Source organism: Pseudoalteromonas sp. DSM 26666 (genome assembly GCF_900116475.1).
In the GTDB taxonomy this organism is placed as follows: domain Bacteria; phylum Pseudomonadota; class Gammaproteobacteria; order Enterobacterales; family Alteromonadaceae; genus Pseudoalteromonas; species Pseudoalteromonas tetraodonis.
Map to the genome: position 1 here is coordinate 608661 of NZ_FPAR01000001.1, position 25465 is coordinate 634125.

Consider the following 25465-nt stretch of genomic DNA (forward strand, 5'->3'; position numbering starts at 1 on the left):
AAAAAATTACATGCTGTTAGTCTATGCCAAATTTATAAAAAATAGATTGGAAATATGTCTAAAATCCGTTCAATGAGTTTAACTACTCGCATCATGATTGGTATGGTGCTTGGTGTTGCAGTAGGCTTTATATTTCAGGCTATATTAGCTGGTGAAGACGATTACCTAATTCCTCTTGGGTTATTCTCTTTGCCAATTAAAGCCTTTTTTGTTGATGGCCTTTTTCATGTAGGTGGGCAAATATTTATAGCCAGTTTGAAAATGCTGGTTGTGCCTTTAGTATTTGTATCGCTGGTATGTGGTACCTGCAGTTTAAGCGATCCGAAGAAATTAGGCCGTTTAGGCGGTAAATCAATTGGTTTATACTTAGTTACAACGGCAATAGCGATTACAGTCGCGATTACCTTAGCGCTACTATTCAACCCGGGTGAAGGCATTGGGTTACCCTCTCAAGCAAGTTATGATGCCAAAGAAGCGCCTACTTTAGCTCGCGTAATTATTGATATGTTCCCTACCAACCCTTTTGAAGCAATGGCAAAAGGAAACATGTTACAAGTAATTGTGTTTGCTCTATTATTCGGTATTGCAATGGCACTTAGCGGAAAGGCAGGTAAACGTGTCGCTACTGTATTTGAAGACTTAAACACCGTTATCTTAAAACTGGTTACTTTGCTAATGAACATTGCCCCTTACGGCGTATTTTTCTTAATGGCTAAATTGTTCACTACCATTGAACTAAACTTAATTGTGAGTTTAGCTAAGTACTTTGGCGTGGTTGTATTAGCCTTATTACTACACGCATTTGTAAACTACACCCTACTGCTAAAAATACTCACGGGTCTAAACCCGCTCACTTTCTTGGCTAAAATGAAGCACACTTGTTTATTTGCTTTTAGTACCTCAAGTTCAAGCGCGACTATGCCTATTACACTTGAAACGGCAACTAAAAAGCTTGGCGCTAATAATTCGGTCGCTTCGTTTACTATTCCGCTTGGTGCAACCATTAACATGGATGGCACCGCAATTATGCAAGGTGTGGCTACGGTATTTATCGCTCAGGTATTTAGTGTTGACTTAACTATTTCTGATTACTTAATGGTGATACTAACTGCAACGCTTGCCTCTGTTGGTACGGCGGGTGTACCTGGTGTTGGTTTAATTATGCTAGCCATGGTACTTAACCAAGTTGGCTTACCTGTTGAGGGCATCGCCATTATTATTGGTGTAGACAGATTGCTTGATATGACCCGTACAGCAGTAAACGTAACGGGTGACTGTATGGTTACGTGTGTCGTCGCTAAAAGCGAAGGTGAACTAGATGAAAGTATCTTTAACGACCCAAATGCAGCAAAAGATTTAGAGGACTACCACAAATCTATTGATTAGTATTTCTGACAATAGTCATAAAAAAAGCCTTGCTACTTCGTTAAGTAACAAGGCTTTTTTGTTGGGTTTAAGTGATTAAATTATTAAGGGTTTAACGCCTTAAACTTTGACATTAAACTTACACCCGCTTTATTCACACCATGGCTCAAACCCATTGCCAGCTTGTCACTTAATCCTTTTTTAATCTTGTATTGCACCTTGTATATTTGATGTTGATGTTGTTGCTCTAACAACGCATCATCGCTGGTTTTAATAGTATCGACTAACCCTTTTTCAATTGCTTGGGTTGCAAACCAATGTTCACCCGTTGCCACTAAATCCATATTTAAACTTGGGCGCTGAGTGCTCACAAAAGTTTTAAACAATACATGAGTTTGCTCTATCTCTTCGCGGAACTTTTCACGGGCTTTATCGGTATTTTCACCAAATAAAGTTAACGTGCGTTTAAATTCACCCGCCGTAATTTGCTCAAACTCGACATCATTTTTCTTTAAAATTTTATTAAAATTTGGAATTTGTGCAATAACACCAATAGAGCCAACAATTGCAAACGGTGCTGCAATAATATGATCAGCCACACAAGCCATCATGTAACCACCACTGGCGGCGACTTTATCTATAGAAACAGTCAACTCAATACCGGCTGACTTTAAACGTTGTAATTGTGATGCGGCTAAACCATAGCCATGTACCACGCCACCACCACTTTCAAGGCGAACTAACACTTTATCTTTTTTTGCATCCGCTATCGAAATTATCGCGGTCACTTCTTCGCGCAAGCTTTCTACTTCATGTGCGTCCATACTGCCATTAAAGTCAATAACATAGAGTCGTGATTTAGGCGCTTCTTTGTCCGCTTTTTTTTGCTCTGCTTTTTGTTGTTTTTGATAGGCTTTTAACTCTTTTTTACCTAGCGTATTATTTAAAAAGCTTTCTTTTATATTGGTCAGCTGCTCTGATAGGTCATCAATTTCAATCTCACCTTTTTTCGCTTTTGGCTTAACAGCCGAGCTTACAATTAAGGTTAAAATCACAGCAATAGCAATAACAAAGGTAATGGTTTTTGCAAAAAATAAGCCGTACTCGTATAAAAATTCCAACTGTGTTCTCCGTTTATAAATTTCAGCCAATTTAGCATGCTTTAAAATAAAAAAAAGCCACTATACAGTGGCTTTTTAGACTTAATTGAGTGGTTGATTATTAATTAGTCACAATATCAGTATCTGATACAGATAATAAACGTCCACGCGATGCTAGATAAGTTGCAATTTGCAATTGCATTTCTGCATTAGCTGCTGCGCTGCCCGCTGCTGTAGACGACTGTCTTTCATCTTGCGCCGGTGTTAATACCGAGCCATGATGACCTGTGTTAAATTTAACTAAATAGCTAGCGCCCATCTCTGTTGGTGCTTGAGATGTACTCACTGTTTCTAACCCCATAAAGTTAGCTAGAGGCAGTGTACCTGCAATTGGGTTGTTAGCAGTCATCGGCGGAATAACTTGGTCTGGCTTGTTACTATCAGTGCCATCACCAACAACAACATTCATATACACAGGTGTTTGTAGTGCTTTAACGGTTGCTGCGTAGTTAGTCGGATCGCCGCTATCTAATGCTGTTTGTGCTGCAAATACAAACTGCGTCATCACGCCCTTGATGTTAGCCAGTTTATCAGCTTCTCCCGCCATCGTTAGCGATGCTGCAAATTCATTAAAGCCACAGCTTAAGAAGTCCTGCATGTCTGGTAACAAGGCGCCACAGTTTGATAACGCACCAGCATTTAAGAATGCATTAAACTCGTCAGCTTCAGCAGTTCCAGCTTGAGAAAGTACAGAGCCTTGAATAAATGGACCAAACGCGGCTGACTCTAATAAGAAGCTAGCAATACCGCCACCGCCGCTTGCCAATGCAACAGCATTAACTTTAAAGAGTGGGTCTACTTGATCAGCCAATGGGCTATTCGCTTGTGCAATAAATGCAGGCGCTACAATTGAGCCCAGTGAATGGCCAATATAAGATACATCTCTAGAATTGAGTGAACTATCACCACTGAAGTTTAAGCCTAAACGTAAACCAAGTAAGTCAGCACTTGACTGGCGTAAGCTGTCTCTAGCGACCAATAACGAGCTTAGGTTCATGTAACTAAGTACAGAGCCTGATGTTGCGTTAAAGTCATCTGTGCCATCAACATCAACATCTATTCCACGCTCGCCATGACGAGGATGGTCAATTGCAACCGTTGCGAAGCCTTGAAGTGAAAGCTGTGCTGTTAGTGTCAACATGCTTTCTTTTTGTGTGGTAATACCGTGTTGCATAATAACCACTGGCCAGCCATTTTCTGGCATAGCAGCAAAAGGCTCTAAACCTAAGCCTGTTCGGTACGCATTAACAACCGGTAAAATAGGCTTAGTAATTTGTACTGGCACAGTCGCCATACTTTGCATTTTAGGAATAACGTTATACTTGGTTAAATGACGCGTGCTATCTAAACCTAAATCACGAAGCTGTCCATCACTTAACGCTGCACATGTTGCATCGTTAACGCTAATAGGATCAGTTGGGAACGCTTCACCCGCTTGCGCTTTATAACCCATGATAGCCACTGCGTTATCACACATACCTTGCCAGTAAGTATCATTTAAATCACTGATTTCTTTACCCTTCGGCGTACCTAAATACATAGGTAACTGAATACTGCCCTTTTGGTACTGTGCTACTTGGAATACGTCAGGCACCGTTACACCTTGTATTGCAAACGCTTGTTGTACATTAGCCATAGGCTGTGTTGGAATTTGCAACGCAGGCGTTGGAATTGTTGGCTCTGTTAAGCTTGCTGCTAAAATCTTTTTGATTGTGCCAAGCACAGGACCTGCTGATTGCATTGTCATGGCAGCTGAGTAAATAATATCGTCTTTGGTGATATTTCCTGAGCTTACCACTACGTTTTCGTAGCTGTTAACAGCCCCTTGCAGCGCAAGTTGTGATGGCGTTACTAACGGCGCTTCTTGTTTAACAGTCGCATATGTTGATGATGGCTCAATTGAGCGACCTTCTGAATCTTTAAGCCCCGTCGTTAATACGTTAATGTATGAGCTACCGGCCTTAAATGGCTTAAGTGGAATAATAGCAACCGCGTCTCCAGAGCCTTGTGTAACAAAATCAACACCAAAGGTTAATTCGCCCACTAATTTACATGCAGCACCGGCTGGTGCTTGTGAGCATTCGGCATCTGTTAGGCTTGCACCCATGATCACTTCAAAAATACGTACTGAGCCTGGTGAAGCTGCAGACGTTTCATCTAGGCTAATGCCCGGTGGAAACGTTAAATCTATTTTAAAAGGAACTTGCGTAGACCAGCCATCAAGTGCCCCTAGTGCAAGTTGCGGATCTGCATACGCAGCGCGAGGGATAGAAACATTTTCGTCATTTAGCTCGCCAGGAATGTTTAATGTGCCATCGCGCGTACCGCTCATCAATAAATCATTAGGAACCGAAATTACACCATTTGCAGGGTCAAATTTTACCGTAGCTTTTGGAATAACTGTAACTGAATCGTTTTTAACATCTTCTAACGTTTCTCCGCCGCCACAGCCTGCTAATGCAGCTGCAACTGAGAGCGAGAGTAGCATTTTTTTCATAGTGTTCTCCGCACAAATCTTATTTTTATAGTGTGTTTATAGTCAGTGTAATTAAGTTAAAATAATGTAGCTAGTATATTAATGAGACATTAGACCAGTTAAACTTAACGTAAACTTTCTAGTTTCGCCACCTAAATTTGTAATAAATTCGATTACTTGTCGATTTGCTATGTTAAAATCAAAAAAAATTTAAACATTGGTACTTTTATGCATACCTATCAAGCAACTGAAAACGCACTTAAAGATAAAGTAATTTTGATAACAGGCGCAGGTGATGGTATCGGCCGTGTTGCAGCAATTACTTATGCTAAACATGGTGCAACCGTTATTTTATTAGGAAAAACAACTAATAAACTAGAATGTGTGTATGACGAAATCGTCAATGCAGGCTACCCACAGCCAGCGATTGTGCCTATGGACTTAAAAGGTGCAACTAAACAAAACTACCGCGACCTTGCTGCAACTATCGAAAGTCAATTTGGCCGCCTTGATGGACTATTAAATAACGCTGGTATTTTAGGTACTTTAGGGCCGTTGGAGCACTTTTGTTCATCAACATTCGAAAATGTAATGAAAGTAAACGTAACTGCACAAGCGATGATCACCAAAGCGTTGTTCCCTGTAATGCGTAAGTCAAAAAGTGCTTCAGTGGTATTTACCTCATCGGGTGTAGGTCGTAAAGGAAGAGAATTTTGGGGACCTTACGCTATTTCTAAGTTTGCGGTAGAGGGTATGATGCAAACATGGGCGTGTGAAGTTGAAAAAACGCCAATCCGTGTTAACTGCATCAATCCAGGCGCAACACGTACATCAATGCGTGCAAGTGCATTTCCAGGTGAAGATCGTGATTTACTAGCAACACCTGAAGATTTAATGCCAACTTACCTGTATTTAATGAGTGAAGACTCAAAAAATATCAATGGCCAATCGTTAGACGCACAAGCTAAAAAGTAATATTTAGTTTTAAACGTAAAAAAGCCGCTATAAAAAGCGGCTTTGTTGTTTTATGCTTTAATTACTTACGTTTAGTCGGTTTTACACGTTGATTGTGCTTTTTAACCGCCTTGCGAATTTGGTTTATTTTAGCGCGCTTGTCTTTACGCTTTTCAGGAATAACCGACAGCTTAGTTTGTGTTTCTTTGCCAAGCTTTACTGTTTTACGTAAATAGTTAACCGTATCTAAATCATACTCAATCCAGCCACCTTGCGGTACACGCTTATCAAGCTCTAATTTACCGTAACGAATACGAATAAGACGTGATACTTCCACATCTTGTGATTGCCATAAACGACGCACTTCACGGTTACGACCTTCGTTAAGCGTTACATTATACCAACGATTAATACCTTCACCGCCCATAGGCTTGATACCAGTGAACTTTGCGGGGCCATCTTCAAGTTCTACGCCACGTAGTAAATTTTTCATTGTTTCGTCAGTGACTTCACCAAATACACGTGCTGAATATTCGCGTTCAACTTCATAGCTTGGGTGCATTAAGCGGTTTGCCAATTCACCGTCATTGGTAAACAGCATTAGGCCTGAGGTATTCACGTCTAATCGGCCTACTGCTATCCAGCGATCGCCATCAATACGAGGTAAGCGGTCAAAAACGGTTCTACGGCCTTCAGGGTCTTTACGCGTACTTAACTCGCCTTCTGGTTTGTTATACATAATTACACGACAAATTCTGTCTGCTTTTTCTTCTATTTTAACGGTATGGCCGTCAACACGAATTAAATCGGTTTCTTCAACCCTGTCGCCTAACTTAGCTACTTTACCATTTACACTCACACGATTTGCATCAATGTATTTTTCCATTTCACGGCGTGAGCCTACACCTGCACGGGCTAGGACTTTTTGTAACTTTTCACCTTGTATACTCATTCGGATGGTTCTCTCACAGAAGGATCACTTAATAACTGGGTAATTTTACTTCGCTGTTGCTCTGGCAATGCGGGTAAATCATGAAGTCCCGTTATCGAAAAATAATCTAAAAATTGTTTAGTCGTTGCATAAAGTGCCGGTTTACCGGGTACTTCTTTATGCCCAACTACTTTAATCCACTCTCTTTCAAGCAGAGTTTTAATAATATTTGAGCCAGTTGCTACACCCCGCACTTGCTCAATTTCACCACGGGTAATGGGTTGCTTGTATGCAATTAACGACAGGGTTTCGAGTAATGCTCTCGAGTATTTAGGGGCACGTTCTTGCCATAAATTACTCAACCATGGGCTTAAACTACTGCACGCTTGAAAACGATAGCCACTGCCTACTTCAACTAAACGTATTCCACGCGTCTGATAGTGAACTTGAATGGCCTCTACAGCATCATTAATGCGCGCCATAGAAATTGCTAAGTCGTTTAAAACCGTGTCCTTAAGATGACGTTTTGATACGGGTTTGCCTGCCACAAAAATCGCCGCTTCAATGATTTCAATTAATTGTTCATCACTAATTCGCCGACCAACCATAATCACTCTAAAGTTAATAAAAACACACAGCCATCTATTATGACAGAACAACGGCAAACTAGGAAAACATATTAATAAAATAACATTTTATAGGTATAAAAAAGCCAGTGAAAAACACTGGCTTGGTATCAAGTGTATTTAATAATGTAATTTAGCTATTTTTAAATTGCTCAAGTGCATCGTCCTCTGCAACAGAATCACCATGCTTTTTGATATAGCTATTAAACTCTTTTTTACTTACTCGTTTATCTTTATTGCTGTCCATGTAACCAAAATGATTTGAAATATCATCATCGTCAGCTTCAGAAACTGAAATAAAACCGTTGCTATCATTATCTAAGCTTTTAAAGTCATTTTCTATTTTATCAAACTTCGCAATATCAGCCTTAAATGCAGACTCACTCACTTCACTATCTGTAGCAACTTTCCCAACATTTAGCTGCATATAAGCATCATATTCATTACGGCTTATTTGATTATCCATATTTGTATCTATATTTGAAAAGTGCTGCCAAATACTATCATCGTCGGCTTCTGTTTTAGAAATAAAGCCATCGCTGTCGTTATCTAAGCTTGCAAAATCACTGTCGATTTTTTCTAAACCTTGATTTGAAGAACAAGCGGCTAAACTCAATGCGGCTAAAACAGTAGAAGCTATCGTTAATTTTTTCATCAGACGTATCCTTGTATTAATAAATTTCAAATCTAGTGATACAAATACGATGCCAAAAAAAATAAACGATTAAAATCAAACAATTAAACAATTAAACAAAAACAACTTCTATTGCGATATTTAATAATGCAATTTTTGCAAGCTACTCTGGTAATTTTTGCAAAAAAAAAAGCTCGGTAATAACCGAGCTATTTATATCTAATACGGTAATTTAGATTGCAGCGTTTTGGTAACGCTTAACAAAATCAGTAACGCTTTGGCCATTACACTTTAATGAATTTAAGTTACCAATTTGCTTACGTACTGGTTGTAAGCCTTGCTTTAATGCAGTCATACATAACTGTGTTTCTTGGTGTGAATCTTTTGCAAATACTTCTACTTTAGACACAACTGATTGCGTTGCTGCTTCTTTTTTTGCAATGTCACGGATGTCTTGACCGTTACATAGGATACTTTTTGAATAACGCGATAAATATACACCGTGCTTTGCTGCCATTTTACGAGCAGCCGAAAACCCCTCATTGGCGCTTACTACACATAAGTTAGACTCTAATTTGTTGTCTTGGCTGTAATACGTATTGCTTTGCGCAGTAGCAGTTACAGAAACAAAAAGAGAGGCGGCTAAAAGTAATTGAGTTTTCATCAGGTAGTCCTATTTGAACGAGTTAAACAAACGATTTTTGCGCATTATATAGACAACTTTTAACATATCAATTGAATATTTTATTTATTTTATTATTTAATATTGCATTTACAATGTTTAAACATTAAGCAAAAATTGATCAACATTTGTGCAGCTATTTTCTCGTTTCAGTCATGTTATGTCGCTCCAAATACTGATACAATTTAGCTAACAATGAAAATAAATTTGAAGGTAAACTTTATGAAAGTGATTTCTTTTAATATCAATGGCCTGCGTGCTCGCCTACATCAGTTACAAGCTATTATTGATAAACACCAGCCAGATATTATTGGTCTTCAAGAGATAAAAGTGCACGATGAAGCATTTCCGCTAGACGATGTACAAAAAATGGGTTATCACGTTTATTTTCATGGACAAAAAGCGCATTACGGTGTGGCAATGTTATGCAAAAAAGAGCCTAAGTCGGTATTAAAAGGCTTTTCCACCGACACAGATGAGTCGCAAAAGCGAATGATCAGCGTTACCGTAGAGCAAGAAAATGGCCGTGACCTGCATGTCATGAATGGCTACTTCCCGCAAGGCGATAACATCAACCACGAAACTAAATTCCCTTATAAACGTCAATTTTATCAAGACTTAATGACTCACCTAAATAGTCATTACACGCCTGATCAAGATGTAATTGTAATGGGCGATATTAATATCTCTCCAACCGATTTAGATATTGGTATTGGTGAGGTAAACGCAAAACGCTGGTTAAAAACCGGAAAATGTTCATTTCAACCCGTTGAGCGTGAATGGCTAGCAACGTTATTAAACTGGGGCTTTAAAGACACCTTTAGAGAGCAAAACCCAGAAACTAACGATCAATACTCATGGTTTGACTACCGCTCTAAGGGTTTTGTTGATAATCGTGGACTAAGGATTGATGTGGTTCTGGCAACGCATGACTTAGCAGCTCGCTGTATCGACACCGGTATAGATTACGAATTACGTGCTATCGACAAGCCTTCAGATCATGCCCCTATTTGGTCTGAGTTTAATTAACGATTATGCTAAGTGTGCAATTACAGGCATTACTGTGGATTGGTGTTATTGTTATTGGCTTTTTAAGTGTTAATAAATCAACATACGCCAATTTATTTAATACGCCAGCTAGGCAAACTGGCGTGTTTGCCTGCGCGCTGGTGCTCGCTTTACTATGGCGTATAAAAGCCGGTATTTTACCTGGGCTTGATCTTCATATACTGGGCATTACTGCTGTTACGCTGATTTTAGGCTGGCGTCTGGCTATTTTAAGTTGTGTATTAGCAACAGCCCTGCTAACTGCTTTTGGACAAATAGCATTCGAGCTGATTGCGGTAAAATTACTAATAAGTGCGTTTATTCCAGTATTATTAAGCTACTTTGTATTTATGCTTTGTTACCACTACTTAGCGCGGCACTTTTTTATCTATATATTTGTTTGTAGCTTTTTAACGGCTGGTGTCGTTGCTTGCGTTAACATTATACTCGGGGGTGTTTTTTATTTCGCAATTGGCGAATATAATTGGCATCAGCTAACAGAAAACTACATTTATCTCAGTCCTATTTTAGCGTTTCCTGAAGCAATGCTAAACGGTATGGCAATAACTGTTATGATCACCTATCGCCCGCACTGGGTAAAAACTTTTTTTGATAAGGACTATTTAGGCTCATGAGTCTTCATTACCATTGCCCTATTTGCAAACTTCCATTGGCACTTAATGAAAAAATATTACGCTGTGATAATAACCACAGCTTTGATTTTGCCAAAGAAGGCTATGTAAACTTACTCCCCGTGCAAAATAAAAACTCTAAACAGCCCGGTGACTCTTTAGAAATGGTACAAGCAAGGCGTTCTTTTTTAGAGCAAGGCCATTATGCATTTTTACAGACAGCCTTAGCTAATTTAGTCAAACCGCTCAATGCAAATATAGTGATTGATTTAGGGTGTGGCGAGGGGTTTTATACCCATGCTATAGCAAATAACACGCAAGCTACTGTGTATGGTGTTGATATATCTAAGTCGGCGGTAAAATACGCAGCAAAACGATACAAACAATGTCAATTTAGCGTGGCATCAATAAGCCACGCGCCCTTTAATGATCACCTTGCTGATGTGTTAATTAGCGTGTTTGCCCCTTTGTTTGACGATGAACTTTCTCGCCTTGTTAAAGAGGATGGCTGTTTAGTGGTGGCAAGCCCTGGGCCTATGCACCTCAAAGAGTTGAAAAAATATATCTATAATACGGTAAATGAACATACTGAAGTTGCTACGCCAACAGGCTTTAAACAATCATCGCAACAGCTCATTACAGAGCAAGTGTCACTCACATTTAGCGACGTAAGAAATTTAATAATGATGACACCCTTTGCATGGAAGTTCAGACCCGAGCATTGGCAGGCACTTGAACAAAAACAGCATCATAAGGTTACCTTGTCATTTTATATTAGCCAATTTGTTAAAACTGCTCTTTAGTAAAGGTTTTATCCATTTTATCAAACATGTCTTTTAACAATTCAGCAAGCTCCAAATAGCGGGGCTTGTTTTTCCCCATTTGTGCGTCGTAACCGTTGGCGACCATTTTTGCAAACAACTCGTTGTACCATTGCAGCATAGCGGGTTCTAATTCTGTTTCCGCACGTTTACCTAGCCATAAAAGCCCTTGTAACGGCAAGGAGATAAAAAATAGACTACTGGCAATAGCTTGAGGTAAAAAATCAGGGCCTAAATAATTAAGCTGAAAAAACAAAGTTAGCATGGCTAAAATAGGCATTACCGTAATCGCAAGCTCGGTTGCTCTGATCACTTTAAACTCGGCAAATAATGGCGCGACCTCTTTACGCATAGGCCATGTTTTAGCATAAGCGCGCCCTAATTGAACTTGTGATATCACACTTTTTTGCATTATAAATCCTCACAATCACGGCATTTAACACTTGTAAAAGCATCTTGCTTATAAAAGTGTAACACAACTCTCACTTTATCGGTAAAAATGCTTAATTTCATTAGTAAAACTCACAAAAAGCATAAATTATAGAAAGAATTCCACAAAGCCCTTTTAATAAAGTCAACTACACTTTAGTCTATACCCATTTAAGCTTACGATGCTTATATATCAACCAAGTGTACTGATTAATATTTAAATGGAAAATGAATCTATGCCAACTCTCCCAAAAAAACCAAACCATGTTTTGGTACTTAATTGTGGAAGCTCAAGTTTAAAGTTTGCAATTATTGATGCAAACACAGGAAAAGACATTATTTCAGGTTTAGCTGAGCGCCTAGGTGCAGATGCTCCCTCAATAAAATATAAATTTAAGGGAGAAAAGACCACTATTAAACTTGCTGCTAATCAGGCACACGCGCATGCCATTGATACGCTGGTTGATTTAATAAAAGATCACAATCTTGATGAGCAACTAGTTGCTGTTGGTCATCGTGTTGTGCATGGTGGTGAGCATTTTACCCAATCAGTATTAATTGACGAACGCGTTATTGCAGGTATCACGCAAGCAGCTACGCTAGCACCTTTGCATGGCCACGCTAACTTACTGGGTATTTCATCAGCGCAAGCATCATTTAAAAACTTACCGCAAGTAGCCGTGTTCGATACGGCATTTCATCAAACAATGGATGAAGTCGCTTATCTTTATGCCCTTCCTTATCAGCTTTATAAAGACTTTGGTGTTAGGCGATATGGTTTTCATGGCACCAGCCATTTTTATGTGGCAGGGCAAACTGCGAAGTTATTAGCACTTCCTATTGAAAACAGTAACTTTATTAGCGCTCACTTAGGCAACGGCTGTTCAGTGTGTGCGATTAAAAATGGCAAAAGTGTTGATACCAGTATGGGGTTAACCCCGCTTGAAGGGCTTGTTATGGGTACGCGCTGTGGCGACATTGATCCGGGCCTATTTAACTTTTTAACCACGCAACTCGATTACACTGCTCAGCAAATTGATGACTTACTCAATCAAAAAAGTGGTTTATTAGGCATAAGCGAGTTGTCTAACGATTGTCGCACCATAGAAGAAGCAGCTATTGCAGGCAACCAGCAAGCTATGCTGGCACTTAATATGTTTTGTTACCGCCTCGCAAAACAAATAGCCGCTTACATGGTCCCGCTGCAACAGCTAGACGCAGTTATTTTTACCGGCGGTATTGGCGAAAATTCCGATATTATCCGTGATAAAGTACTTAAACAATTGGCCTTTTTAGGTATTAATTTAGACCCACAAGCAAACCTTGACGCACGTTTTGGCCAAGCTGGGTTAATTAGTACAGCTGATTCACGTAGCAAAGCGGTTGTTATGCCCACTAACGAAGAATGGGTGATCGCACTTGATGCCGCAAACATCACCAAGGAGTTATAATATGGCTCGTCGTATTATGTTGATCCCCGTTTCTACTGGGGTTGGTTTAACCTCAGTATCGGTGGGTTTGGTAAGGGCGCTGGAACAAAAAACTGTTAAAGTTAATTTTTTTAAACCTATAGCCCAACCACGCGCGGGTGAAACAGGCCCAGAAAAGTCAACACAAATTGTTACCCAAGGCTCGCCTATTGATCCACCCACGTCATTTGCGCTGGATTACGCCGAGCAAATGATTGGCGATGGCAAAGGCGATGACCTGCTAGAAGAAATTGTAGAGCGTTTTCAAAGTAAAATTAACGATGATGAAGTGGCTATTATTGAAGGCATGGTGCCTACTCGTCGCCAACCGTATGCGGGCAGAGTAAATCGCGAAATCGCACAAACTTTAGGGGCTGATATCGTTTTTGTACTTACCCCTGGCAATTACAACATTACTCAAATTGAAGACCGACTTGAAATAGCCGCTGGCAACTATGGTGGCATTGACCACCCTCGCGTGCTTGGCTGTATTTTTAATAAAGTAAACGCCCCCCTTGATGAGGAAGGTCGTGCTCGCGCCGATTTAGTCGATACCTATAAGCCAGAAGCGCTTGATAACGAATTAAACCGCTTAGCTTCTTTACCTATTTTTAGAAAAAACCCGTTTATGTTACTCGGCGCTATTCCGTGGGATTTTGAACTGGTTGCCCCACGTGTTAAAGATTTAAGTGCCTATTTAAAAGCCACTATTATCAACGAAGGCGATATGGTACACCGCCGACTCAGACGAATTACATTTTGTGCCCGCACAGTATCCAATATTTTAAACTATTTTACGCCAGGTGCGTTATTGGTAACCCCTGGCGATCGCTCAGATATACTCGTTGCTGCTTGCTTATCGGCCATGAATGGCACAAAACTAGGTGCAATTTTACTTACCGGTGGTTTTGAACCTGAGCCGCGTATTATGGCGTTATGCGAACAAGCTATGCAAACTGGTCTGCCAATTTTGGCAACCGAAGGCGATACCTGGCGCACCTCTTTATTGCTGCATAACTTTAACCTAGAAGTGCCTAGCGACGATGAGCAGCGCATAGAAAAAGTAAAAGATCATAACGCTGCACATATCGATTCTGATTGGCTGGACACATTAGCAAAAAGTGTGGGAAAAACCCGCAAGTTATCCCCGCCGGCCTTTAGGTATTTATTAACCGATAAAGCCCGTAAAGCGGATAAAACGATTGTACTGCCTGAGGGTAACGAGCCTCGTACCATTAAAGCCGCTGCTATTTGTGGCCAGCGCGGCATTGCTAAAACAATTTTACTTGGCGATCGCGATGAAATATTACGCATTGCGGAGCAACAAGGGATTGAACTGAACGAGCATGTGACTGTAATAGAGCCAAGTAGTATTATTAATGACTACGTAGCACCTATGGTCGAAATTCGTAAAAACAAAGGCTTAACTGACGTTATTGCAAAGGAACAACTGCAAGATAACGTGGTACTGGGCACCATGATGCTAGAGCAAGGAAAAGTAGATGGGCTGGTTTCAGGGGCAGTCAATACCACAGCCAATACCATTCGCCCGCCTCTACAGTTGATTAAAACCGCACCGGGTTCATCATTAGTCTCATCAGTGTTTTTTATGTTATTGCCTGATCAAGTGCTTGTTTATGGTGACTGTGCTATTAACCCTGATCCTAATGCTGAACAACTAGCCGACATTGCAATTCAATCTGCCGATTCTGCTGCCGCATTTGGCATAGAACCTCGTGTAGCAATGATAAGTTACAGCACGGGTAATTCGGGCAGTGGCGCTGATGTAGAAAAAGTCCGCGAAGCAACAAAAATTGCCCAACAAAAGCGCCCAGATCTCATTATCGATGGGCCATTGCAATACGATGCGGCTATTATGGAAAGTGTAGCTATAAAAAAAGCGCCAGATAGCCCGGTTGCCGGTAAAGCAACCGTGTTTATTTTCCCTGATTTAAATACGGGTAATACCACCTACAAAGCAGTGCAACGAAGTGCCGATTTGATCAGTATTGGTCCTATGTTACAAGGGATGCGCAAACCTGTTAACGACTTAAGCCGTGGCGCATTAGTTGACGATATTGTGTATACCATTGCTTTAACAGCCATTCAGGCGGCGCAAGTAGAAGCGCTTAATTAAGGCCTGTAATTAACTTGCCCTTTTTATAGTCTAGCCATTTTTTATTTAATAATTAACTGGTTAGGCTATTTATACCTCACAACCCCCAAGCTTATCCACAGAAATTGTGGACAATTATTTTTTAGCTAATAAAAATATAGCACTGCCTAAACTTGAGCCTTTAATTTAGCTTCAATACTCTATACTATAAAGCTATTATTTTGCTGCTGGCGATACGTTTAATGTCAAAACAAACATTACAATTACACAGCACCGTGTTATCTATTCATAGTTTAGCCCTTGATGCTGACATACCGCCTGCGCTGTTAAAACAACCGTTATTTTTTATCTCAAAAACGCATGATGAACTGTCAGTTGTTTGCCCTGTCGACTTTATTATTGATAGCCAAGATACTGAATCTAATTGGCAAGCACTGGAAGTGATAGGCCCTTTAGGATTTTCGTTAACTGGCATTATGGCAAATCTGTCAGGCGTATTAGCCAGAGCTGGCGTGTCCATTTTTTCGATATCCACATATGATACCGACTATATTTTAGTAAAAAAACAAACGGTCACCAAAGCAATTACAGCCCTTAAAGCCGATGGCTACAACGTGGTAACTGAATAAATAATGAAATCTGAAGACGTTAGCTATTTAACTAAAAATAAAATTGGCCGAAACGCGATACAAATCACGAGTCCGTTCAGTGGTAAAGTGATGCCAATGGAAGAGCATCCACAACCCTTTTTTCGTTTTGGCACACTCGGCCCAGGTATTGTTGTTAGCTTATCGAGTCATAAAGTATTAGCGCCCTTTAATGGCACCTTACTGCAAGTAAAAAGTGCCGGTTGTGAATTTATTTTAAAAGCCAACAACGGCTTAAAAGTATTAATAAATCTAGCGGTGCCCGATTCACAAACTCTTACGCATACTCATATTGCTCAGCTTAACGGCAGCAAAATAACCAAAGGCCAACGCCTTGCCTATTTTGATTTACGTGAGCTCGACTCGCCTATTTTAGCCAGCCTTATAATTCTCAATGGCCATAATTTAGGCACTTTTCATTATTCTCACCCGCAAGTTAATGCCGGTGTAGATACCTTATTAACTATTATTAAAAAGAAGTAGATTTATGATCACTCTCTATGGCATTAGCAACTGCGATACAATTAAAAAAGCAAAAAAATACTTAAGCGATAACGACATTGCATTCACTTTCCACGACTATCGCAAAGACGGCGTTAATAACGACATGGTAAGCGACTTTGCAGAACATATTGATTGGGAACAATTGGTTAATAAACGTGGCACAACGTACAGAGCGCTCACTGATGAGCAAAAACAAAGCTTGACTAAACAAACCGCTATAGATCTACTCGTTGAACAACCGGCGATGATAAAACGTCCTGTTCTTGTTAATAACGGGCAATATCACTTAGGCTTTAAAGCAGCACAATACGATGAGATTTTTAAATAATGACCCATCCAGTAATTACCCTAGCCCAAGCCTTAATTCAGCGAGAGTCGGTTACACCTGAAGATGCTGGGTGCCAACATATGATGAATGAACGCCTAAGCGCCATTGGCTTTGATATTGAATCGCTATTTTTTACCGATACCCTAAACACATGGGCACGAAAAGGCACGCAATCACCGCATTTTTGTTTTGCCGGTCATACTGATGTGGTGCCCACTGGGCCTGAAAAAAACTGGCAGCACCCGCCTTTTGCAGGCCTAATTGAAGACGGCTTATTGCATGGCCGTGGCGCTGCCGACATGAAAGGCTCATTAGCAGCGATGATTGTGGCAACCGAACGCTTTGTGACTAAGCATCCAGATCACAAAGGCTCCATTTCGTTTTTAATTACCTCAGATGAAGAAGGCCCGTTTATTAACGGCACTACCCGCGTTATTGATACTTTAGAGGAGCGCGGTGAAAAAATAGATATGTGCCTTGTAGGTGAACCCTCTTCTCGCGATGTACTCGGTGATGTGGTTAAAAATGGCCGCCGTGGTTCACTCACGGGGTTTTTAACTATAAAAGGCGTGCAAGGTCATGTGGCCTATCCACATTTAGCACAAAACCCAATTCATTTAGCCACGCCAGCTTTAACCGAGTTAAGCCAAACTGTGTGGGATATGGGTAATGACTTTTTTCCAGCCACCAGCTTTCAAATCTCTAATATTAATGGCGGTACGGGCGCAGGCAATGTGATCCCTGGGGAGCTAGAGGTACAATTTAATTTTAGATTTAGTACCGAAGTTACTCATCAACAACTACAACAAAAAGTAAATTCCATTTTACAAAAACACAATTTAAATTATGAACTCAATTGGATTGTGAATGGCTTGCCGTTTTTAACCGATCACGGCCCATTGGTTGATGCCACCGTAGCCGCCATTAAATCGGTAACGGGGTTAACCACTAACTTAGAAACAACAGGTGGCACCTCAGATGGTCGTTTTATCGCACAAACGGGTGCTAAAGTTATTGAATTAGGGCCACGTAATGCCACTATTCATAAAGTGGACGAGTGTGTTAGCACCGACGACCTAATCGCGCTGGCCGATATTTACGAACAAATATTAGAGCACCTGTTAACTTAATGACTGCAAATAAAGAACTCATACAATGCATCACTGGCCAAAGTGATGCACATTTAGTTGCCATACAAAATCACTTTTTGCATGCCGATATTGTAAATGACTTTATTGCACTGCAAACTGCGGCTGCATCAGCAGGCTTTGATTTATGTATTGCATCAAGTTTTCGGGATTTTAACCGTCAATCAGCTATTTGGAACGCTAAATTTTCCGCTAAGCGGCCGGTATTAAACAAAGCGCAGCAACACGTTGATATTAATTCGCTCAGTGATATTGATAAATGCATTGCCATTATGCTTTATTCTGCGCTACCGGGGGCGAGTCGCCATCATTTAGGGACTGATTTAGATATTTACGATAAAAGCGCAGTGAGTGACGATTATGTTTTGCAATTGAGCCCTAATGAATATCAGCAAGGTGGGCCTTTTGCTAAACTAAGCCAATGGCTAGACACTCATCTAGCAGAATTTGGATTTTATCGACCTTACCAGTTCGACTTAGGCGGGGTAGCTCCTGAGCTTTGGCATATTAGCCACATAGCGCAATCAGCGCAGCTTATTCGTCACCTTACGCCAGAAGTGTTGCACGACTGCATTAAAAACAGTGATTTATTAGGTAAAGACGCTATTTTAACCCACTTACCTGCATTGTATGAACGCTTTGTGATCAATGTAAGTCCACCAGTTAAACAGTTTTAGTCTTTTTATTTAAAGTAAAAACTAATACCGCTAGTAAAATGATACTGCTGGGGAGCATAAATTGTACAGTTAATGTCTCTGATAAAAACACTGCCCCTGCAATAGCCGCCAAAACGGGTACGCATAACTGCACTATGGCTGCATGCGTGCTCTTTAATAGTGGCATAGCCACATACCAAATACTGTACCCTACGCCAGATGCGATGGCACCTGAGACTATTGCAAGTAACGCCCCTTCGATACGTATATTTTTAAGCTGGCTCATTCCCACCACAATTAAAATAGGTAGCACTAATAAACTACGAATAAAATTAAAGGCAGTGGCTCTTAGCGGCGACACACACGCCTTGCCACGAATACTGTAAATTCCCCACGCAATGCCACTTATACTCATTAATAATGCAGCCATCAGCGGTGGGGCTGTTTGCGAGGGCAGCATTAAGTAAACAAATGCCGCAAACGCCACTATAAATGCAAGCCATTGCACAGCACTTAAACGCTCTTGTTTATATATGCCCCAGCCAATCATTGTAAATTGCACCGCCGAGAATAAAATAAGCGCCCCCATGCCGGTATCAAGCTCGATATAAGCAACAGAAAAACACAGCGCATATATCAATAAGCTAGCACTGCTTCGCCAACTGCCAGTATCGTTAATAATAGGATTACTTAACTGCGCTTTTTTATTTAACTGCCTAGTATAGAGCAGCATAATAATGGTCAAACACACTGCCCCGCTCAGTAACCTAATAACGGTAAAATTCCACGCATCAATGTAGCCTTGCGCCAACGCTAACCGACACAATAACGAATTTGCAGCAAAGGCAACTAACGCGATAATAGTAAACAGTGTTGCTTTCAAATTAATTCCTAACGTATTGATAAATATGTACCGTATTTATATACCGATTAAATTAACGTCCAATGTTGTAAACGTTACCATGGTTATTTTTTAAATGATAAAGTTTTTATTAAGGGTTTTTGTTCTATGTTTATACACTACGCTTTTTTACAATCTTTCACACTTGTATTTATTGGCAGTATGTTAACCTTACAGAATAAATAAGAAGGAGTGCGCGTGCGTCACATTTTAATTTTTAGTCTTTGCTTTATTGTAAGTGGTTGCAGCACCATTGGCTTTGACGATCTCTTTAATGATTACGCCACTAATACCACCCCTATTAGACAAGCCATTACGAATAATAATATTGAGAGTGCACGCTCCTTAATAAGCAAAAACAGCAAAACACACAGTAATTATTTATTGAGCCAATTAGAACAAGGCCGTATCGCGGATTTAGCCAATAACCCCGATAACGCACAAGTTCATTTTGAAACTGTCTATCAACAAATGCAATCTAAGCGCCAAGCTGCAAAAATACAAGTAAGTGCTGGGCTTGAGCAAAGTAATGCGCTGTTAACCAACGACTCAGCTATTGGTTATACACCGCCCGCCTACGAAATGAGTATGTTGCATAGCTACAAAGCGCTCAATTATGTTTATAAACATGATATTGAAAGCGCCTTAGTTGAAATACGCCGTGCTAATAAAGTACAAGTTGATGAACTATTAAGTAATCAAAGCGAATTTGATAATGCGGTTGCCCAAGCACAGCAACACTATCCCGATATGGATAACTTAATTCGCTCGGTCAAAAATGGCTTTCAAAATGCGTACACGTTTTATTTATCAGGGTTACTATATGAAACGGCAAAGCAAGGTGATGATGCCTACATAGACTATAAAAAAGCACTCGAAATACAACCTAACAATCCGTATTTACAACACGATGTACTGCGTCTTGCTAAGCAGCAAGGTTTTGCCGATGACTATAACCAATTTAAACGCCAGTTTGGTGAAGTTAACAGCTTAGAAAAAAACCAAGGCGAAGTGGTTATATTATTCGAACAAGGCCTGATACCAAAACAACACGAATTTAAATTACGATTACCCATTTATACTTCACAGGGAGACGCCCGCTTTTATAGTCTCGCCATGCCCATTTATATAAATAATGCTTATGTAAGCACCGTTAACAACGTCAAAATTAATGACCATGTATTATCACTAAGCCCGCTAGTGCACTTAGAGGCACTGGCCGCTAAAACGTTAGAGCAGCAAGTTGCTGGGCGCGTATCGAGGCAAATATTGCGCTTAGTGGCGAAAGAAAAGCTGCGCGCTGAGCTTGCCCGCAGTGGCGGTGATGTGGGGAATATTTTAGCAAACTTATATAATCTTGCATCTGAGCAAGCCGATACCCGCAGCTGGCTTACCTTACCCAATCAAATTAGCCTTGCCCGCATTGCAGTGGCTGCAGGCGAACATACCTTAAATGTTGGCTCACAACCGCCAATAAATTTTACCGTTAGTAAGCAAAGGTTAACGTTAATCTACCTAACCTCTGTTAATAACTATTTTAACTCCCATGTAGTGCAACTTTAGGAGCCATCATGAAATATATACTCCCCATTATTGCGTTGTTTATGCTTAGCGCATGTAGCAGCCGACCTGTAACCTCAGGCATTGGAGTTGAACAAACTACCAATGCCTACAAAGAGCAGCTCAATGTTAACAATCCACAGTTAGCAAAAAAGCTATTAATTAGTAATGTAAAAACTCGTCAAACAAATAACCTAACCGACGTGGTAGTCACCTTGGCAAGTACCTATAAAAAGTCACAATATTTACAGTATCAATTTAACTGGTTTGATAAAGATGGCTTTGTAATTAAAGGTAACCACTCGCCGTGGCAAGCCCTCACATTATTTGGCTTTGCTAAAACTCAGCTTGCAGGGCTCGCGCCTAGCCCTAATGCTGTTACTTTCTCTCTAGCTGTAAGAGAAGTGTCTACTGAAGCACAAGAATTTAAAGATTAAAGGAAACCATGATGATCAATAAACAATTCAAATCACTCTCTGGCTATGCAATTTTAGGCTTAGCCGCACTCACACTAACAGGCTGTGCTAATAAAGCAGTCGTTAGCTATGGTGATGCCCAAGCCGTAGAAACCACAGATATAAACTTTGGCTCTACCGACCTACAAAAAGTAGCCTCGCAAATGACCGACTCACTGCTAAGTTCGCCAGTGGTTGGTACTATGACTGCCAATACCCGCCCTGTGGTATTTGTTGAGCGTATTAAAAACAAAACCAGTGAACACATAGACACTGAGTCAATTACCGACTCAATTTCGACTCAATTACTTCGCAGTGGAAAATTTAGATTTGTTGATATGACTCGTGTAGAAGCGGTTCGTGAACAACTTACATTTCAAAATGAAGATGCACTGATCAATCCAAGCACTGCGGTGGCCTTTGGTAAACAAATTGGTGCGCAATATATGCTGTACGGTAACCTATCGAGCATTGTTAAATCCAATGCTGACAAAGCCGATGTGTACTACAAATTTACAATGCGCTTAATGGATATGCAAAGTGGCCTTGTTGAATGGGCTGACGAAACTGAAATTCGTAAAACCCGTGAAAAATCTACCTTTGGTTGGTAACTAACAGGAGCGAACCATGAAAACGCTTAGCTTATTTTTATGCACTTTATTAATATTTAGTGCCCCCACTTTTGCCAAGTATGAACGCAATAAAGCCGTTCCTGTGCAGCAAGTACTATTTGGTAAAGTGAAGTCGGTGCGCAACATTACAGAGCAACAATTGGTTCACGATAAAAGTAACGGTTGGAAAACCTTTGGCGGTGCCCTATTAGGTGGAGTTATTGGTAACCAGTTTGGTGGTGGCAGCGGTCGCACGGTTGCAACTATTTTAGGATCAGTGATTGGTGGTAATGTTGCGCATAATCAGCAACAGACACAACGCTATGAAAACCTCCAATTAGTTGAACTACTTATACAAGTAGAAAATGGTGAACAATTTATGGTGGTACAAGACAGCGATCCCGCTATGCGTTTTCACCAAGGTGATAATGTACGCCTTATTTATTTAACCAACAACACAGTGCGCGTAGATAGCGCTTATTAGAGTCTATTTATGTTTCGAGCTTAATTCTGAAAGTTCCAACAAAAAACCTAACTTAGGTCACTAAGTTAGGTTTTTTTAAATGTATTCACTTTTATTTATTAAGCGGGTTCTTTTGCCCACAGCTGCTCGTTTTCATGCATTTCATATAAACCATGTGCACGGTTAATCAGTAAATTTGCAAAATCAGCTTGGGTTTTATCTCGCGCACCCGCGGTAATAATTTGATCGGCCTTTAACTGCCACTGCAGTGAAAAATAACGCATTGCATCGCGTGCATCTTTTGCTGCAGATGCTTCAGCATGATCGGTTGGTAAACGACCAGTGATCACCCAGTAGCTTTTACCGTTTTGCGCTTTAAATTTCCATAGCGCGCATAAAGGCGCTAAAAAACGGCTTTCTTTTTCAAGCAATGTTTTGGGCATAATGCCTTTTTCAGCTAAATGTTTTTGCGCATTTTGAAAACATTCGCGCTGCCATTGAATTTCTTGTTGCTGAAGTTCAGCTTGCTGCTCTGGTGTTAATGGTTTTTGTTCTTGTTGCTGCATTTTAATAACCTTTTTACTTCTTTGTTTACACTTTAAGGGCATAACAAATAAGGCGCAAGCATAAATAGCGTGCTTAACACCTTATTCGCAGCTGTTTGCTGGGTTTTTAAGCAAACCGATTATTTTATGTTGTGATCAAACGACCCCACATCACCGGGGAACACCACTGGCGATTCAACACCCTGTTTATTCACGCTAGCAACGCCAAAATAGTAGTTATCAATAACCACATTTTTAAGCGTAAACTCGCTAACATTATCAACCCATTGGCTGTATTGCCATTGTGGCTCACTCGTATAGCGCCAGTAAATTTTGTAACCGGCAATATTTTTATCATCCGATGGTTGCCAAGAAAGTGTGGTACTGGCGCGTACGGCACCACTAATTTTCACTTCTTTCGGTGGCGCTGGTGCCCATGCCATTGACGCTAGGCTCACCGCATTCAATGACGTGAGTTTTGCGGCGTAATCAAAATCAACCCCATCAATGGTATCACCGTACACTATGCCATTTTCGGTGCGTAGGTCTTGATGTTGACGGTCGTAATGCTCGTTAGTTTCCATTATACGTACAGCCGCAAAGCCCGCATCATTAAATGGGCGATGATGCCCTCCTCGAGCAAATCGGTCGAGTCTGTATACCAGCATAGTGTCTAAATTTTCAATGTATTTATCGGCAATGGTGTCTATGTAACGCGCTAAATTACGACTCGCTGAGTCAACTTCGCCACCTGTAAAACGACGAGTACGCGCTTGCTCTTTGGTTTCAACCACTCGCGTCCCTTCAGAAAAAATACGTGCAGTGGTGTTATCGGTTACGCCATTAATACCGGTAATATTACCAATCATGTCGTTATTTAAAACACCATGAACCTGCCAATTATTTTTTTGCGCATAAGCGGTTAAAATTTTACCGCCAAATAAACCTTGCTCTTCACCTGAGAGCGCCGCGTAAACAACCGAGCCATTAAATGTATATTTCGATAAAACACGCGCTGCCTCAATAACACCGGCAACCCCTGAAGCGTTATCATTTGCCCCTGGCGCATCGCTGGTAAAATCCATTACATCACTAACACGCGAGTCTATATCACCCGACATCATCACCATACGATTAGGCTCAGTACTGCCGCGCTGAATCGCAATTATGTTAACCACTTCTACAGGATTAGGAATACGCTTTTCTCCTGAAATGGTTTGTTTTACTTCTATTATTTCTAAGCAGCCACCACATTGTGCCGAAATCGCTTCAAATTCTTTTTTTATCCAACGCCTTGCCGCGCCAATACCACGTGTATCAGACTTAGTCTCTGATAGCGTATGTCGCGTACCAAAACCCACCAGCGTTTGAATATCACTCTCAATACGCTGCGCCGAAATTTCTTGTGCAATTTTATGCAATGATGCTTGTTGTGTAGACTCGCCAGCAAAGCTTGTAAGCGTTACAGAACTTAATGATGCCAACACACCATACTTTGTAAGTCGATTAACTAACTTTAAACCTAAATTAGACATAGCATTGTTATCCTCATAATGAATGCCACCAACATGACAGCACAAACCAATAACCGCAAACCTTTTGAGATAGACACTAAAAATCACACGCTTAATTACATATTATTAACACCTTGAATTTTACTTAGAATTTAACCCTCACCAAACAATTCCCCTGTTCAAGCACCCTATTTTAATAAAAATAATCACTTATACTGTTTTGACCGTATATAGTGCTAAACATAATTAATCAGCTATCATTTTATAAAGGCTAATTTAATCAATAAGGTGCTGAAATAACATGAAGAAACACGAAGAATTACCAGAGGATCATGTTGATCCCCTGATGCAGTATTTACATCATGCTATTCGCTTTGCAATTAAAATACTGGCAGTGCTCATGGTGCTGGTTATTTTTTGGAGTATTGCTGATGTAGTGTATGTTTTATACATGCGGTTAAGTTCTCCGCCTTATTTTTTATTAAATATTGAAGACATTCTGCAAACCTTTGGTGCCTTTATGGTGGTGCTAATTGCGGTAGAAATATTTACTAACATTCGGTTATATTTGGGCTCAAGCTCGCTGCCTGTTGAACTGGTTATTGCTACCGCATTGATGGCTGTGGCGCGTAAAATTATTGTCCTCGATTTAAAATTAGTGACCTCAGAGCAAATTGTTGGCCTTGCGTTAGTTACCTTAGCACTGGGTATATCGTATTGGCTGGTAAAAAATAAAACCGGCCACACCAAGCTATAAACGGTTAACTCAACTTGAGTTAACCGACGCACAC

27 protein-coding genes are annotated in these 25465 nt (G+C 40.5%); 17 read left to right on the forward strand and 10 right to left on the reverse strand.

Going from position 1 to position 25465, the window contains the following annotated elements; all coding sequences use genetic code 11:
• Positions 1-54: 54 nt before the first annotated feature.
• Entirely contained in the window at positions 55-1386 is a 1332-nt protein-coding gene (locus BM380_RS02740; protein ID WP_013464802.1) for a dicarboxylate/amino acid:cation symporter, read from the forward strand.
• Positions 1387-1469: 83 nt separating this feature from the next.
• Here the strand turns inward: BM380_RS02740 and sohB are convergent, their stop codons facing one another.
• Entirely contained in the window at positions 1470-2486 is a 1017-nt protein-coding gene (gene sohB, locus BM380_RS02745) for a protease SohB (RefSeq protein ID WP_090492767.1), read from the reverse strand.
• Between the two features lie 100 nt (positions 2487-2586).
• Complete coding sequence (locus BM380_RS02750) at positions 2587-5022, reverse strand: VolA/Pla-1 family phospholipase (protein ID WP_090492768.1); 2436 nt, start codon at positions 5020-5022, stop codon at positions 2587-2589.
• A 207-nt stretch (positions 5023-5229) separates the two neighbouring features.
• Between BM380_RS02750 and BM380_RS02755 the strand changes: the two genes are divergently transcribed.
• Positions 5230-5976 (forward strand): YciK family oxidoreductase, encoded by a 747-nt coding sequence (locus tag BM380_RS02755; protein WP_090492769.1) that lies wholly within the window; start codon positions 5230-5232, stop codon positions 5974-5976.
• A gap of 61 nt (positions 5977-6037) precedes the next feature.
• Here the strand turns inward: BM380_RS02755 and rluB are convergent, their stop codons facing one another.
• The 4 genes from rluB to BM380_RS02775 form a co-directional block, all read right to left on the reverse strand.
• The gene (gene rluB / locus BM380_RS02760) at positions 6038-6907 is read right to left on the reverse strand and encodes a 23S rRNA pseudouridine(2605) synthase RluB (protein ID WP_008110001.1); all 870 of its coding nucleotides are present in this window, start codon (positions 6905-6907) and stop codon (positions 6038-6040) included.
• Positions 6904-7494: an SMC-Scp complex subunit ScpB gene (scpB, locus tag BM380_RS02765; RefSeq protein ID WP_090492770.1), complete on the reverse strand. Its 591-nt coding sequence runs from the start codon at positions 7492-7494 to the stop codon at positions 6904-6906. The genes rluB and scpB overlap by 4 nt, the downstream gene beginning before the upstream one ends.
• Before the next feature lie 151 nt (positions 7495-7645).
• Positions 7646-8167 carry an EF-hand domain-containing protein gene (locus BM380_RS02770; protein WP_090492771.1) on the reverse strand — a complete coding sequence of 174 codons (522 nt, stop codon included), beginning with the start codon at positions 8165-8167 and terminating at the stop codon, positions 7646-7648.
• 211 nt (positions 8168-8378) lie between these two features.
• On the reverse strand, positions 8379-8810 hold the full coding sequence (locus BM380_RS02775; protein WP_013464796.1) for a hypothetical protein: 432 nt from the start codon (positions 8808-8810) through the stop codon (positions 8379-8381).
• 240 nt (positions 8811-9050) lie between these two features.
• On the opposite strand from BM380_RS02775, the gene xthA reads away from it, so the two are divergent.
• Genes xthA through rlmA form a run of 3 tightly spaced genes read left to right on the forward strand, consistent with a single transcriptional unit; the run spans position 9051 to position 11310 of the window.
• Positions 9051-9857: an exodeoxyribonuclease III gene (gene xthA / locus BM380_RS02780; protein WP_013464795.1), complete on the forward strand. Its 807-nt coding sequence runs from the start codon at positions 9051-9053 to the stop codon at positions 9855-9857.
• Between the two features lie 5 nt (positions 9858-9862).
• Complete coding sequence (locus BM380_RS02785) at positions 9863-10510, forward strand: energy-coupling factor ABC transporter permease (RefSeq protein ID WP_090492772.1); 648 nt, start codon at positions 9863-9865, stop codon at positions 10508-10510.
• On the forward strand, positions 10507-11310 hold the full coding sequence (gene rlmA / locus BM380_RS02790; RefSeq protein WP_090492774.1) for a 23S rRNA (guanine(745)-N(1))-methyltransferase: 804 nt from the start codon (positions 10507-10509) through the stop codon (positions 11308-11310). The genes BM380_RS02785 and rlmA overlap by 4 nt, the downstream gene beginning before the upstream one ends.
• Here the strand turns inward: rlmA and yfbV are convergent.
• Complete coding sequence (gene yfbV / locus BM380_RS02795) at positions 11294-11740, reverse strand: terminus macrodomain insulation protein YfbV (protein WP_090492776.1); 447 nt, start codon at positions 11738-11740, stop codon at positions 11294-11296. The two genes, rlmA and yfbV, sit on opposite strands and share 17 nt — an antisense overlap.
• A gap of 253 nt (positions 11741-11993) precedes the next feature.
• Here yfbV and BM380_RS02800 point away from each other — a divergent pair, with 253 nt between their 5' ends.
• From BM380_RS02800 to BM380_RS02830, 7 genes are all read left to right on the forward strand, one after another.
• Positions 11994-13208: an acetate kinase gene (locus BM380_RS02800; protein WP_013464791.1), complete on the forward strand. Its 1215-nt coding sequence runs from the start codon at positions 11994-11996 to the stop codon at positions 13206-13208.
• Between the two features lies 1 nt (position 13209).
• The gene (gene pta, locus BM380_RS02805) at positions 13210-15363 is read left to right on the forward strand and encodes a phosphate acetyltransferase (RefSeq protein WP_090492778.1); all 2154 of its coding nucleotides are present in this window, start codon (positions 13210-13212) and stop codon (positions 15361-15363) included.
• Positions 15364-15584: 221 nt separating this feature from the next.
• A complete protein-coding gene (locus tag BM380_RS02810) occupies positions 15585-15971 on the forward strand; it encodes an ACT domain-containing protein (RefSeq protein ID WP_024602576.1) in 387 nt (128 codons plus the stop codon).
• Positions 15972-15974: 3 nt separating this feature from the next.
• Positions 15975-16472: a PTS glucose transporter subunit IIA gene (locus BM380_RS02815; protein ID WP_013464788.1), complete on the forward strand. Its 498-nt coding sequence runs from the start codon at positions 15975-15977 to the stop codon at positions 16470-16472.
• Positions 16473-16476: 4 nt separating this feature from the next.
• Entirely contained in the window at positions 16477-16821 is a 345-nt protein-coding gene (locus BM380_RS02820) for an ArsC family reductase (protein WP_013464787.1), read from the forward strand.
• Complete coding sequence (gene dapE, locus BM380_RS02825; protein ID WP_033102505.1) at positions 16821-17951, forward strand: succinyl-diaminopimelate desuccinylase; 1131 nt, start codon at positions 16821-16823, stop codon at positions 17949-17951. Before BM380_RS02820 ends, dapE begins: the two co-directional genes overlap by 1 nt.
• Complete coding sequence (locus tag BM380_RS02830; protein ID WP_090492781.1) at positions 17951-18646, forward strand: M15 family metallopeptidase; 696 nt, start codon at positions 17951-17953, stop codon at positions 18644-18646. Before dapE ends, BM380_RS02830 begins: the two co-directional genes overlap by 1 nt.
• Here BM380_RS02830 and BM380_RS02835 read toward each other — a convergent pair.
• Positions 18633-19508, reverse strand: coding sequence for a DMT family transporter (locus tag BM380_RS02835; RefSeq protein WP_090492783.1), 876 nt, complete (start codon positions 19506-19508; stop codon positions 18633-18635). The two genes, BM380_RS02830 and BM380_RS02835, sit on opposite strands and share 14 nt — an antisense overlap.
• Before the next feature lie 216 nt (positions 19509-19724).
• Here BM380_RS02835 and BM380_RS02840 point away from each other — a divergent pair, with 216 nt between their 5' ends.
• The 4 genes from BM380_RS02840 to BM380_RS02855 are packed head-to-tail and all read left to right on the forward strand — an operon-like array spanning position 19725 to position 22636.
• Positions 19725-21089, forward strand: coding sequence for a COG3014 family protein (locus tag BM380_RS02840; protein WP_090492789.1), 1365 nt, complete (start codon positions 19725-19727; stop codon positions 21087-21089).
• An 8-nt stretch (positions 21090-21097) separates the two neighbouring features.
• Entirely contained in the window at positions 21098-21523 is a 426-nt protein-coding gene (locus BM380_RS02845) for a YcfL family putative periplasmic lipoprotein (protein WP_090492790.1), read from the forward strand.
• An 8-nt stretch (positions 21524-21531) separates the two neighbouring features.
• A complete protein-coding gene (gene lpoB, locus BM380_RS02850) occupies positions 21532-22152 on the forward strand; it encodes a penicillin-binding protein activator LpoB (protein WP_013464781.1) in 621 nt (206 codons plus the stop codon).
• 16 nt (positions 22153-22168) lie between these two features.
• Positions 22169-22636, forward strand: coding sequence for an outer membrane lipoprotein (locus BM380_RS02855; protein ID WP_090492791.1), 468 nt, complete (start codon positions 22169-22171; stop codon positions 22634-22636).
• A gap of 98 nt (positions 22637-22734) precedes the next feature.
• Here the strand turns inward: BM380_RS02855 and BM380_RS02860 are convergent, their stop codons facing one another.
• Entirely contained in the window at positions 22735-23181 is a 447-nt protein-coding gene (locus BM380_RS02860; RefSeq protein ID WP_008110031.1) for a DUF4826 family protein, read from the reverse strand.
• Positions 23182-23300: 119 nt separating this feature from the next.
• The gene (locus tag BM380_RS02865) at positions 23301-24695 is read right to left on the reverse strand and encodes a M28 family peptidase (protein ID WP_090492792.1); all 1395 of its coding nucleotides are present in this window, start codon (positions 24693-24695) and stop codon (positions 23301-23303) included.
• 280 nt (positions 24696-24975) lie between these two features.
• On the opposite strand from BM380_RS02865, the gene BM380_RS02870 reads away from it, so the two are divergent.
• Entirely contained in the window at positions 24976-25431 is a 456-nt protein-coding gene (locus BM380_RS02870) for a phosphate-starvation-inducible PsiE family protein (RefSeq protein ID WP_013464778.1), read from the forward strand.
• Positions 25432-25465: the final 34 nt, after the last annotated feature.